At 73.5% G+C, this 11,977-nt stretch carries 11 protein-coding genes; 5 read left to right on the top strand and 6 right to left on the bottom strand.

All coding sequences use genetic code 11. The features are described 5' to 3' along the window. Positions 1-8 precede the first annotated feature (8 nt). Entirely contained in the window at positions 9-1,097 is a 1,089-nt protein-coding gene (locus OG389_RS04635) for a lactonase family protein (RefSeq protein ID WP_328297177.1), read from the top strand. Positions 1,098-1,185: 88 nt separating this feature from the next. Here OG389_RS04635 and OG389_RS04630 read toward each other — a convergent pair whose 3' ends face one another. Both OG389_RS04630 and OG389_RS04625 read right to left on the bottom strand, forming a co-directional pair. Then, a complete protein-coding gene (locus tag OG389_RS04630) occupies positions 1,186-2,100 on the bottom strand; it encodes a sirohydrochlorin chelatase (protein ID WP_328297176.1) in 915 nt (304 codons plus the stop codon). Between the two features lie 166 nt (positions 2,101-2,266). Next, entirely contained in the window at positions 2,267-2,953 is a 687-nt protein-coding gene (locus OG389_RS04625; protein WP_328297175.1) for a uracil-DNA glycosylase, read from the bottom strand. Positions 2,954-3,132: 179 nt separating this feature from the next. On the opposite strand from OG389_RS04625, the gene OG389_RS04620 reads away from it, so the two are divergent. After that, positions 3,133-4,743: a vWA domain-containing protein gene (locus OG389_RS04620; protein WP_328297174.1), complete on the top strand. Its 1,611-nt coding sequence runs from the start codon at positions 3,133-3,135 to the stop codon at positions 4,741-4,743. 51 nt (positions 4,744-4,794) lie between these two features. On the opposite strand, the gene OG389_RS04615 is transcribed toward OG389_RS04620, so the two are convergent. Beyond that, entirely contained in the window at positions 4,795-5,883 is a 1,089-nt protein-coding gene (locus OG389_RS04615; protein ID WP_328297173.1) for a WD40/YVTN/BNR-like repeat-containing protein, read from the bottom strand. Between the two features lie 212 nt (positions 5,884-6,095). On the opposite strand from OG389_RS04615, the gene OG389_RS04610 reads away from it, so the two are divergent. Together OG389_RS04610 and OG389_RS04605 are read left to right on the top strand one after the other, a co-directional pair. Further along, positions 6,096-7,196, top strand: coding sequence for an NADH:flavin oxidoreductase/NADH oxidase (locus OG389_RS04610; RefSeq protein ID WP_328297172.1), 1,101 nt, complete (start codon positions 6,096-6,098; stop codon positions 7,194-7,196). 120 nt (positions 7,197-7,316) lie between these two features. Further along, the gene (locus OG389_RS04605; protein WP_328297171.1) at positions 7,317-7,664 is read left to right on the top strand and encodes an ArsR/SmtB family transcription factor; all 348 of its coding nucleotides are present in this window, start codon (positions 7,317-7,319) and stop codon (positions 7,662-7,664) included. Positions 7,665-7,669: 5 nt separating this feature from the next. Here the strand turns inward: OG389_RS04605 and OG389_RS04600 are convergent, their stop codons facing one another. Then, positions 7,670-9,025, bottom strand: a complete 1,356-nt coding sequence (locus OG389_RS04600; protein WP_328297170.1) for an FAD-dependent oxidoreductase — start codon at positions 9,023-9,025, stop codon at positions 7,670-7,672. Between the two features lie 49 nt (positions 9,026-9,074). Beyond that, entirely contained in the window at positions 9,075-9,725 is a 651-nt protein-coding gene (locus tag OG389_RS04595) for a DUF305 domain-containing protein (protein WP_328297169.1), read from the bottom strand. Positions 9,726-9,810: 85 nt separating this feature from the next. Between OG389_RS04595 and OG389_RS04590 the strand changes: the two genes are divergently transcribed. Beyond that, on the top strand, positions 9,811-11,292 hold the full coding sequence (locus OG389_RS04590; protein ID WP_328297168.1) for an LVIVD repeat-containing protein: 1,482 nt from the start codon (positions 9,811-9,813) through the stop codon (positions 11,290-11,292). Here OG389_RS04590 and OG389_RS04585 read toward each other — a convergent pair. Then, a complete protein-coding gene (locus tag OG389_RS04585) occupies positions 11,289-11,927 on the bottom strand; it encodes a TetR/AcrR family transcriptional regulator (protein WP_328297167.1) in 639 nt (212 codons plus the stop codon). The genes OG389_RS04590 and OG389_RS04585 overlap by 4 nt on opposite strands. Positions 11,928-11,977: the final 50 nt, after the last annotated feature.

Here is an 11,977-nt window from a genome sequence, read left to right as displayed (position 1 = left end):
GGCATCCCGTGAACGACGCGGACAGCGGTGTGGGCGGTGGGGACCGTACGGCCCACGGCGGCGGACACCGGGCCTGGATCGGCTCGTTCACCTCGGGGGGCGGCCGCGGTGTCACCACCGCGGCCGTGGATCCGGCCACCGGAGCACTGACCGTGCTCTCGGCCACGGCCGCAGTCGCGGACCCCTCGTACCTCGCGCACGACCGCGCCACCGGTGTGCTCTACGCGGTGAGCGAGACGGAGCGCGGCGAGGTCGGAGCCTTCCGGCCCACCCCCGGGGGACTGGCCCCCCTCGGAGCGGCCGTCCGCGTCGGCGGCTCCGGTCCCACCCACCTCAGCGTGGCCGGGCGCCGGCTGCTGACCGCCAACTACACCTCCGGCAGCGTCAGCAGCCTCCCGCTGGCAGCCGACGGTGCGATCGGGGGGCCCGCCGCCGTACTCGCCCACCGGGGCTCCGGCCCCGACGCGGGCAGACAGCAGGCCCCGCACGCCCACCAGGTGCTGCCGGACCCCAGCGGCCGCTGGGTGCTCAGCGTCGACCTCGGGACCGACTCGGTACGGGTCTGCGCGCTCGACCCCGCCACCGGGACCCCGCGGGTGCACGCCGAGACCGTACTGCGCGCCGGGACCGGCCCCCGCCACCTCGCCTTCCACCCCTCCGGCGGGGTGGTCTACGTACTCCACGAGCTGGAGCCGCAGCTGACCGTCTGCCGCTGGAACGCGGAGTCGGGCGAACTCCTGGCGGTCGCCGAGGTTCCGGTTGCCTCCACGGGCGCTCCAGGGGCCGGAGCGGCCTACCCCTCCGCGGTGGTGACCTCGCCCGACGGCCGTTTCGTGTGGGCGGCCGTCCGCGGCGCCGACACCGTCGCCACCTTCTCCCTCGCCGGGGGCGCGGAGAAGCCGCAGCTCACGGGCACTGTGCCGTGCGGGGGCAGCTGGCCCCGGGACCTGGCCGTCGACCCGTCCGGGCGCCGGCTGTACGCGGCCAACGAGCGCTCCGGGGACGTCACCTGGTTCGACGTGGACCAGCTGACCGGTCAGCCGCGCCGGGCCGGCTCGGTGGCGGTGCCCGCCGCCACCTGCGTGGTCTTCGGCTGACACCGCCGGCCGTACGCGAGAGGGCCCGCGCCCCGGAATCCGCCATCCCGGGGCGCGGGCCCTCTCGCGTACGGCATGAGCGGTCGGATCAGTGAGCGGCGGCGCCCTGGTTGATGCCCAGGGCGGCGGAGTACTGCGCCACGGCCAGCTTGCCGAGCGCCGGGTACGCGCCGAGCACGTCGGCGGCGCTGCAGCCGGCCTCCTTGCAGGCGGTCTCCAGGAGCCCTTCGGCGGCCTCCGGCCCGATCAGGTAGGGAGCCAGCGCGAGCTGGGCCGAACCCTCGCGGCGCAGCTGGTCGGCGGTCGCGGCCACGGCGCCCTCCTCGTCCAGCGCGGCGGCCATCACGGGCACCGCGAGCCGGGCGGCCAGCAGCATGCCGGTGATGCCGGCCGCCTTGACGGCCTCCTCGCCACCGGTGGTGACCAGGACGATGCCGTCGGCGGCGGTGGTCACGCTGAAGAGCCTGGCCCGGTCGGCGCGGGCGAGGCCGGCCTCGGACAGCCGCACGTGCAGCCCCTCGGCGAGCAGGGGGTGCGGACCGAGCGCGTCGGCCAGTTCGGCGGCGGCCGAGGAGTCCATCAGGGCCTGGCGCACCCGGCGCAGCAGGTCCCCGTCGGGACCGGCCAGCAGGGGCACGACCACGGCGTCCGGGCCGGTCGGCGCGGGCACCTCCTGCCCCGCTTCGCGGGCGAACTCCGCGCGCGCCGCACGGTCCCGCGCCACGGAGTCCAGTACGCCGGACAGGGACGGGAACTCGGTGGCGTCGTCACCGTCCAGGAAGCCGACGCGGGCGTCGAGGCCGGGCAGCTCGGAGCGGCCGATGCTGATGATCTCTTCCGCGAGCCCCCGCGAGGCGGCCGAGGGGGCACCGGGCACGGCGAGCACCAGCGCGGGCGCGCCCTCGGGCGCCACCGCGGGCTCGGGTCGGCGGTGCCGCCCGGTCTGGCGGGGTCGCGGCATTCGTACGGGCAGGCCATTTGCGGGCCCAGTGGGGGAGCTCATGGCGCCGCATGTTACTGGTTTATCGGAACCAGCTGTTCGGGCAGGGCCAACTCCGGCGGCATCTGTCCGTATTTATCCGAAGAATGTCGTATACGCTTCAACCGTTCGGTCACGCACGCGATCTGCGCGGTCACCCGTCCGGCATCCGGTCCGGCCACCCGCCCGGTCAACCGGCGGCGGGCAGTCGCCAGTCCACGGGCCGCGCTCCCTGGCGGACCAGCAGATCATTGGTCCTGCTGAACGGCCTGGAGCCGAAGAACCCGTTGTCCGCGGACATGGGGGAGGGGTGCACCGACTCCACGGCCGGCAGCTCGCCCAGCAACGGCCGCAGATTGCGGGCCTCGCGCCCCCACAGCACCGACACCAGGGGCTTCCCGCGCGCCGCGAGCGCGCGGATGGCCTGCTCGGTCACCGCCTCCCAGCCCTTGCCGCGGTGGGCGTTGGGCTTGCGTGGGGCGGTGGTGAGCGAGCGGTTGAGCAGCAGGACGCCCTGCCGGGTCCAGGGAGTCAGGTCCCCGTTGAGGGGCCGTCCCGTCCCGAGATCGGCGTGCAGTTCCCGGAAGATGTTGTCGAGGCTCGGGGGCCACGGGCTGACCTCGGGCGCCACGGAGAAGGAGAGGCCGATCGCGTGCCCCGGCGTGGGGTACGGATCCTGCCCGACGATCAGCACCTTCACCTCGTCGAAGGGTTGCTGGAACGCGCGCAGCACGTTCGCCCCCGCGGGGACGTACGTCCTTCCCGCCGCGATCTCCGCGCGCAGGAAGGCGCCCATCGCGGCGATCTGCGTCGCCACCGGTTCCAGAGCGCGGGCCCAGCCCGGCTCGACGATCTCGTTCAACGGTCGTGCTGCCACGGTCGATCACTCTACTGGCCCAGTCGGGCCGTCCGGTACCGCCGCCCGCGCACGCGTGACGACCGGCGCACGCCCGCCCGGCCGTTGTCGGTTCGAGATCCGTTCGCAACGGCTTCGAGTGCTCCAACTGCCGCTTCCCCACGTCACATTCAACACCGATGACGTTCGAGGGAGACGGTATGAAGTCCCATGAGGAACGCACGCCCGCCGCGCCGCGCGCAGCCGGCACCGCCCGCCGGGCCCGCCCGGCCCGGCGAAGAACGTACGCCAGGCTGACCGCCGCGCTCCTCGCCGGCGGCGTCCTGCTGACCGGCTGCGGAAGCGGTGGCTCGAACCGGGCCGCCGAGCGGGGAACGAAGGGCACTGATTCCAGGCCCCGGCCCGCCGCCACCTTCCCCGGCGGGGAAGGCCTCCAGGGTGAGAGCGACGGCCGGCGCGCGAGCGCCCCACCCGCCGACTACCTCTCCACCTTCGCGCTCGACGTGGACACCGCGAGCTACGGGTACGCCCGGCGCACCCTCGCCGACGGCAAGCTGCCCGACCCGGCCACCGTGCGCCCGGAGGAGTTCGTCAACAGCTTCCGGCAGGACTACCGGGAGCCCGACGGCGACGGATTCTCCGTCACCGTGGACGGAGCCCGCACCACCGACGCGAACTGGGCACTGGTCCGCGTCGGCCTCGCCACCCGCACCGCGAACCAGGGAGGTTCCGAGGGCGAGGAGGCCCGGCCGCCGGCCGCGCTCACCTTCGTCGTGGACGTCTCCGGGTCCATGGCCGAGCCCGGCCGGCTGGACCTCGTCCGCACCTCCATGAACCTGATGACCGACCAACTGCGCGAGGACGACTCGGTCGCCGTCGTCACCTTCAGCGGCAAGGCCCAGACCCGCCTGCCGATGACCCGGGTCGAAGGCCACCGCGACCAGATCCACCGGGTCGTGGGCGCGCTGGCCACCGCCGATTCCACCAATGTGGAGGCCGGGGTCACCCGCGGGTACGAGGTCGCGGTCAAGTCCCTGCGGCCCGGCGCCACCAACCGGGTCGTGCTGCTCTCCGACGCCCTCGCCAACACCGGCGCCACCTCCGCCGACGCCATCCTCAAGCGCATCGCCGACGCCCGGACCGAGCACGGGATCACCCTGTTCGGCGTGGGTGTGGGCAGCGAGTACAACGACGCCTTCATGGAGCGGCTCGCGGACAAGGGCGACGGGCACACCACGTACGTCTCCGACACGGAGGGCGCCCGCAAGGTCTTCTGCGAGGACCTCCCGGCGCAGGTGCGGCTGCGGGCCCGTGACGCCAAGGCGCAGGTCTCCTTCGACCCGCAGAACGTCGAGCGGTTCCGGCTGATCGGCTACGACGACCGCCGCGTCGCCGACGACGAGTTCCGGGACGACACCGTGGACGGCGGCGAGGTCGGGGCCGGACACACCGTGACGGCCCTGTACGCGGTGCGCCTGCGTCCCGGCGCCGCGGGGCACCTGGCCACCGCGACGGTGCGCTGGCTGGACCCGGGCACCCGGGCGCCGCACGAGGAGTCCGGCCGGATGGAGGCGGCGGCACTGTGGGGCGACCTGTGGACCGGGGCGCCCCCACGCCTCCAGCTCACCGCGGTGGCCGCCTACTTCGCCTCCGCGCTGCGCGAACGCGAAGGCGACTGGGAACGGTTGCCGGGGGCGGTCCCGCTGGCCGGCTTGGCCGGGCACGCGGAGCGGCTGGCCGGGCGCACCGAGGACCCCGCCGTACGTCAGCTGGCACTGGCCGTGCAGCAGGCCGGGCGCCTCACCGGCTGAGGCCTGGCGGGATCCCCGGGGGGTGGGCCGGCGTCCGGGGTACGGCCGGGGTCAGTCCAGTGCCGCGGCCCGCACGCACAGCACGTCCGGCAGGTGTTCGGCCAGCAACTGCCAGCTGTCGCCGTCGTCGTGGCTGGCGTACAGCTCGCCGTTGCGGTTGCCGAAGTAGATCCCGGCCGGGTCCGCGTCGTCCGTGCACAGCGCGTCCCGCAGCACGGTGCCGTAGTGGTCCCCGGCCGGGAGTCCCTTCGTGAGGGGCTCCCAGCTCGCACCCGCGTCCGCGGTCCGGAAGACCCGGCAGCGGTGCTCCGCCGGGACCCGGTCGGAGTCGGCGTTGAGCGGGAAGACGTAGGCGGTGTCCGGCCGGTGCGGGTGGGCGGCCACCGCGAAGCCGAAGTCCGAGGGCAGGCCGGCGCCGATGTCGGTCCAGCGGGCCCCGGCGTCGTCGCTGCGATACACGCCCCAGTGGTTCTGCAGGTACAGCCGGTCCGTGTCGGCCGCGTCCTGGGCGATCTTGTGGACGCACTGACCGAACTCCGGATCCGGATCCGGCAGGAACACCGCCGAGACCCCGCTGTTGGACGGGGCCCAGCTCGCCCCGCCGTCCTTGGTCCGGAACACCCCGGCCGTGGAGACGGCCACCGTGATCAGGTCGGGGTCGCGCGGGTCGGTGATCACGGTGTGCAGTCCCTCGCCACCGCCGCCCGGGACCCACTTGTCCCGGCTCGGGTGTTCCCACAGGGGCCGGACCAGCTCGAAGGACTCGCCGCGGTCGGCCGAGCGGAACAGGGCGGCCGGCTCGGTCCCCGCGTAGACCACGCCGGGGGCCTCGGGTCCGGCCGGATGCAGCTGCCAGACCCGCTCCAGGGAGGCTCCGGTGTCCTGGGGGAACTTCACGGCGGCCGCGGCGGGCTCCCGCCAGGTCGCGCCGAGGTCGTCGGAGCTGAAGACGGACGGCCCCCAGTGCGAGCTGTCCCCGCCGGCCAGCAGCCGGGGCGAGGGGCCGCGCCGGTCGATGGCCACGGCCGAGACGGCCTGGGCGTTGAAGTGGGGCGGGCCGAACTCCCATGTGCCACGGGAGTCCCGGCGACCGATGAACAGGCCCTTTCGGGTCCCCGCGAGCAGTACCACGTCGGTCATGGCCGACACCTCCGGACGTCGTTGTCCCTCAGAGCCTCGAGGCGGCTTTTCGGCCAGTCTGCACCCGGCCACTAACAACGGCCGGTCGACGCGCGTGCGGGTGTTTCCGGTTGTACGGGGACCCTCGTACTACGAGAGCATTCGTAGTACGGTGTTCCTCGTACTTAGCCGCCGGTCCCCGGTGCGCGTCCGGTCACCTCTGGAGAGCCCTCATGAGTGCTGCCCCCGCTGCCTTCGCCGCCCTGTTCCAGCCTTGGACCATCCGCTCGGTCACCATCCCGAACCGCGTGTGGATGGCCCCGATGTGCCAGTACAGCGCCGAGGCCTCCGGTCCGCACGCCGGAGTGGCCGACGACTGGCACTTCGCGCACTACGCGGCCCGCGCCACCGGCGGCACCGGTCTGATCGTCCAGGAGGCCACGGCAGTCTCCCCGGAGGGGCGGATCTCGCCGTACGACCTCGGGATCTGGAACGACACCCAGGTCGAGGCGCTGCGCCGGATCACCTCCTTCGTCAAGGCCCGGGGCGCGGTCCCCGGCATCCAGCTCGCCCACGCCGGCCGCAAGGCGTCCACCGATCGCACCTGGGAGGGCGGGCGCCCCCTCGGACCCGAGGCGCACGGCTGGCAGCCCAGCGCCCCGAGCGCCGTCCCCTTCGCCGAGGGCCACCCGGTCCCGCACGAGCTGACGGCCGGGGAGGTCCGGGAGGTCGTGGAACAGTTCGCGGCGGCGGCCCGGCGCTCGCTGGCCGCCGGCTACCAGGTCGTCGAGATCCACGGCGCCCACGGATACCTGATCGGCCAGTTCCTCTCCCCGCACAGCAACAGGCGCACCGACGCCTACGGCGGCTCCTTCGAGAACCGCACCCGGCTCGCCGTCGAAGTCGTCGACGCCGTAAGGGCCGTGTGGCCCGAGGAGCTGCCGCTGTTCTTCCGGATCTCCGCCACCGACTGGCTGGAGGAGGACGGCTGGACCGCCGACGAGACCGTCAGGCTGGCCGCGCTGCTCCAGGAGCACGGCGTGGACCTCCTCGACGTCTCCACCGGCGGCCTCGCGCCCGGCGTGACGATTCCGGTCGGCCCTGCCTACCAGGTGCCCTTCGCGGCCCGGGTCAAGGCCGAGACCACGCTCCCGGTCGCCGCCGTGGGTCTGATCACCGAACCGGAGCAGGCCGAGAAGATCCTGGCCAACGGCGAGGCCGACGCGGTCCTGCTGGGCCGGGAGCTGCTGCGCGATCCGTTCTGGGCCCGCCGCGCGGCCGCCGAGCTCGGCGCGGAGATCCGTACGCCCGACCAGTACCACCGGTCCTGGTGAACGGGGGCGGCGCCGGGGCCCGGTCCCGGCGCCGTGTCCCACCGGACCGCATCCGCTCCTACGACGGTTCTCGTACGATGGGCGCAGACCCCGGATCACCCGAGCGAGTGGAGTACGGACATGACGCAACGTGAGGCGGCCCGTGTCCTCGACCACCCGGAGGTCTCGGAGATCCGGCTGGAAGGCGTCCTCCACGCCCTCTCCGACCCGGTCCGACTGACCATCGTCCGCGACCTCGCCGCCATGGACACCGAGCTGGCCTGCTCGCACTTCGAGCTCCCGGTCACCAAGTCCACGACCACGCACCACTTCCGGGTCCTGCGCGAGAGCGGGGTGGTGCGCCAGTGTTACCGGGGCACCACCAAACTGAACGGACTGCGCCGCGCCGAGCTGGCGGAGCTGTTCCCCGGTCTCCTCGACAGCGTCCTCACGGCGGCCGCCGCCGAGGAGGCGCGGATCACCGGCTGACGGCCTCAGTCCGCCCGGCCCGCCGCCGTCAGCAGGCCCGGCCAGTCCGGGATCTTGACGGAGCGCCGGCCCAGGGACCGGCCGAGCTCGGCCTCCGCCTCCTCGATGGCCAACCACCCCGGCCACTGGACGGGCCGCAGCCCCGCGGCGCGCAAGGCCTCCAGCGGGTCCCGCTCCCGGTCGCGCCGGGCCAGGGCCCCCGCGTCCTGGAGCAGTGAGGAGACCGTCTCCTTGGCGCACGGCCGGTTGGTGCCGATCACCCCGGTCGGGCCGCGCTTGATCCAGCCCGCCACGTACTCGCCGACCGACGCCCGGCCGTCCCGCACCACCCGGCCCGCCGCGTGGGGGACCGTGCCGCGGCGCTCGTCGAAGGGCAGGCCGGGCAGCGGGACGCCCTGGTACCCCACCGAGCGCAGGACCAGCCGGGCCGGTACGTCCTCGTGGACACCTGTCCCGGTGACCCCGCCCAGACCGTCGGGGGCCGTCCGCTCGAAGCGCATCCCGGTGACCCGGCCGTCCGGTCCGGCGAGCACCTCCACCGGCCGCAGGAAGAACCGCAGCGCGATCCGCCGGTCGCCGCCGTGTGCCGGAGCGGCCGCCCAGCCGCGCAGCACCTCCACGTTGCGCCGGTTCACGGCGGGCAGGGCCGCGGCCGGGTCGGCGTAGGCCGGGTCCAGGGCCAGCTCCGCCGGGTCCACCACCGTGTCCACGCCCGGCAGCGAGCCCAGCTCGCGCAACTCCTTCGTGGTGAACTTCCCCTGCGAGGGCCCGCGTCGGGCGACCATGTGCACTTGGCGCACTCCGCTGGCGCCGAGCGCCCCGAGGGCCGGCTGGGGCATGTCGGTGGGGGCCAGCTCCGGTACGCCCCGGGCCAGGATCCGCGTCACGTCCACCGCGACGTTGCCCGCCCCGACCACGATCGCCGAATCCACCCCGGGCAGCCCGAAGGCCTCGGCCGCCGCGTCCGGATGCCCGCTGTACCAGGCCACGAAGGCCGTCGCCGGGTGCACCCCTGCGAGGTCCTCGCCGGGGATGCCGAGCAGCCGGTCCCGGGCCGCGCCGACGCAGTAGACCACCGCGTGGTACAGCTCCAGTAGCCGGGAGGCGGGCAGTTCGGGCCCGCCGACCTCGACGTTCCCGAGGAAGCGGATCCGCTCGTCCTCCAGCACGGTGCGCAGGCTGCCCTGAAGGGACTTGATCTTCTCGTGGTCGGGGGCCACCCCGTACCGCACGAGCCCGTACGGAGCCGGCAGCCGGTCGAACACGTCGACCCGTACGCCCGGCACCTCACGCTGCTGTACGAGTGTCTGCGCGGCATAGACCCCGCTGGGTCCCGATCCGACGACGGCGATACGAAGCACGGCGCTCCTCCCGCAGGTGTTCCCAGCATGACACCGGGTGCCGGGGCCGTCAGCCCATCGAGCGCATCCGGTGGATCTCGGCGGTCTGGGTGGCCACCACCTCGGTGGCCATTTCCTCGACGGCGGCATTGTTGCCCGAGGCCAGCGCCTCACCGGCCATCTTCAGGGCGCCCTCGTGGTGGGCGGTCATCAAGGTGAGGAAGAGCCGGTCGAAGGCGGGCCCCGCGGCCCCGGCCAGCTCCTTCAGCTGCGCCTCGGTGGCCATGCCCGGCATCGCCGCGTGGTCGTGGCCGCCCGCGCCGGCGGCCGGCGCCGGGTAGCGGGCCGCCCACCTCTCCATCGCGCCGATCTCGGGCCGCTGGGCGGCGGTGATCCGCTCGGCGAGCCGCTTGACCCCGTCGGCCGAGGCCCGGTCCGGGGCGAGCGCGCTCATGGCGAGGGCCTGCCTGTGGTGCTCGGTCATGTTCCGCACGTACGCCCGGTCGGCCGCGTTCGGGCTGTCGTCGGGCAGCTCCCGGGCGGCCTGCTCGGGGGAGATCGTGCGGGCCTCCTCGCCGGGCCCGCCGGGGGCGATCACCACCGCCTTGCCCTCCGCGGCCCCGTCGGCCCCGCCCTCGCGGCAGCCGGTGAGGGTGAAAAGCAGCCCGGTGGCCAGGGCCGCACCGACCAATCGCCCGAGTAACACTTTCGCCATGTCCATGCAAAGGACCATACTGCCGGGGTCCGCGTTCCGTTCCCACGACGGGCGGAACCGACCGGACTCATGGGAGGGCACAGTGACCTCGATGCAGACCAGCAGAGCGCGGCGCGGATCCCTGGGAGTGGCGGTGGCGGCGACCGGCCTCCTCGCCACGCTCCTGACGGCCGGACCCGCGGCCGCGAGCCCCGACCCGGGGGACTTAGTCCCCGGCGCGGGCGCGCGGCAGAGCGCCGGCGCCGCCGGGGGAGAGGACCGGGAGCTCGCGCCCGGTGAGATCCCCGGCCAGGACGAGATCGTCCACAGCCGCAACATCAAGCACTTGGCGAACATCCCCAGCACCGACCCGACCCGCATCAACTCCGACCTGGCGTTCCAGGGCCGGTACGCCTACGCGGGCAACTACACCGGCTTCACCATCTACGACATAGGCGATCCGAAGGCACCCAAGACCGTCACCGAAGTGCTCTGCCCGGGCGGGCAGAACGACGTCTCGGTCCAGGGGGACCTGCTCTTCCTCTCCACCGACTCCTCGCGCAGCGACGACTCCTGCAACAGCGTCTCGCAGCCCGCCACGGAGAAGTCCTCGTGGGAGGGCATCAGGATCTTCGACATCAAGGACAAGAAGAACCCGAAGTACATCAAGTCCGTCGAGACCGCCTGCGGTTCCCACACCCACACGCTCGTGCCGGGCGGCCGGGACATCTACCTCTACGTCTCCTCGTACTCCCCGAACGACGCCTTCCCCGACTGCAAACCGCCGCACGACGGCATCTCGATCGTGAAGGTCCCGAAGAAGGACCCGACCCGGGCGGCGGTCGTCGCGTTCCCGGTGCTGTTCCCGGACGGCGGCAATCCGGGCGCGCCCACCAACCCCGGCGTCTCCAAGACCACGGGCTGCCACGACATCACCGTGCTGCCCTCCGAGAACCTCGCCGCGGGCGCCTGCATGGGCGACGGGATCCTCTTCGACATCAGCAAGCCCGAGGAGCCGCGGGTCATCGACCGGGTGCAGGACAACGTCAACTTCTCGTTCTGGCACTCGGCCACCTTCAACGAGCGGGTGAACAAGGTGGTGTTCACCGATGAGCTGGGCGGCGGCGGTGGCGCCACCTGCAACGAGGCCACCGGCCCCGACCGGGGCGCCGACGGCATCTACGAGATCACCGGCCGCGGCGACCAGCGCAAACTCGTCTTCAAGAGCTACTTCAAGATCCCGCGTCACCAGGCCGACACCGAGAACTGCGTGGCCCACAACGGCTCGCTGGTGCCGGTCGGCGGCGGCCGCGACATCATGGTCCAGGCCTGGTACCAGGGCGGCATCTCCGTCTGGGACTTCACCGACTCCACCCGGCCCAAGGAGATCGCCTACTTCGAGCGGGGCCCGCTGACCACCGATGCCCTCGGCCTCGGCGGCTCCTGGTCCGCCTACTACTACAACGGGCACATCTACTCGAACGACATCGTCAAGGGCCTGGACGTACTGCGGCTCGACGACTGGCGCACCGACAGCGCCAAGTGGGTGAGGCTGGACCGGCTCAACACGCAGACCCAGCCCGAATACCACTAACGGGGCGAGGGAAACGTTCCGCCGGGCGGTCCGCCGTCCGGCGGGACACCCAGCTCCCAGTCCAGCCCGTACCGCTGGAACAGCTCGGCCCGCAGCCGGGCCGCCGGCATCGGCGCGCCCGGCAGCAGCACCGCCACCACCGCGCCCATCAGCAGGGCCCGCAGCAACGGATAGTCGGTGGCCGCCTCCGGCGAGCCGTACCGCACCACGGTGTCCCGCAGCAGCTCCGCGAGCCGCTGCTGCTCGGCGCACTGGACGAAGCCGTCCGCCTGCAGGATCCCCGCCATGTGGGTCCGCATCAGCCGCGGCTGGTCCCGGGCCAGCCCGAGGATCGCGTCGATGGCCCGGGCCAGGCGCTCCCGACCGTCGTCGGGGCCGGCGGGGAGCGGCTCCCGCTCCAGTGCCGCTTGCAGGGTGAGGTGCATCAGCCGGTGCACGGCGGACTGGAGGAGCTGCCGCTTGCCCGGGAAGTAGTAGGACACCAGGCCCCGGGCGGCTCCGGCCCGGTCGGCGATGTCGCCGAGCGTGGTGGCCTCGTAGCCCCGCTCGGCCACGAGTTCGACCGTGGCCTGCAGCAACCGCTCCCGGGAACGCCTGCGCAATTCTTCATTGACCGATGCGCTGCGCGGGGACATGCTTGCTCCTGCGTTGACTGGCTCGCAGCCAGTATACTCAGCGCGCCGGA

This window comes from Streptomyces sp. NBC_00435, from assembly GCF_036014235.1.
Taxonomy (GTDB): domain Bacteria; phylum Actinomycetota; class Actinomycetes; order Streptomycetales; family Streptomycetaceae; genus Streptomyces.
The sequence above is the reverse complement of the archived record's forward strand: the minus strand, read 5'-3'. Positions and strand labels throughout refer to the sequence as shown.

Bases quoted from the DNA above. Each gene is read 5' to 3' on its own strand.
- OG389_RS04630 (WP_328297176.1), bottom strand. From the start codon at position 2,100: ATGAGCTCCCCCACTGGGCCCGCAAATGGCCTGCCCGTACGAATGCCG.
- OG389_RS04620 (WP_328297174.1), top strand. From the start codon at position 3,133: ATGAAGTCCCATGAGGAACGCACGCCCGCCGCGCCGCGCGCAGCCGGC.
- OG389_RS04615 (WP_328297173.1), bottom strand. From the start codon at position 5,883: ATGACCGACGTGGTACTGCTCGCGGGGACCCGAAAGGGCCTGTTCATC.
- OG389_RS04610 (WP_328297172.1), top strand. From the start codon at position 6,096: ATGAGTGCTGCCCCCGCTGCCTTCGCCGCCCTGTTCCAGCCTTGGACC.
- OG389_RS04605 (WP_328297171.1), top strand. From the start codon at position 7,317: ATGACGCAACGTGAGGCGGCCCGTGTCCTCGACCACCCGGAGGTCTCG.
- OG389_RS04595 (WP_328297169.1), bottom strand. From the start codon at position 9,725: ATGGACATGGCGAAAGTGTTACTCGGGCGATTGGTCGGTGCGGCCCTG.
- OG389_RS04590 (WP_328297168.1), top strand. From the start codon at position 9,811: ATGCAGACCAGCAGAGCGCGGCGCGGATCCCTGGGAGTGGCGGTGGCG.
- OG389_RS04585 (WP_328297167.1), bottom strand. From the start codon at position 11,927: ATGTCCCCGCGCAGCGCATCGGTCAATGAAGAATTGCGCAGGCGTTCC.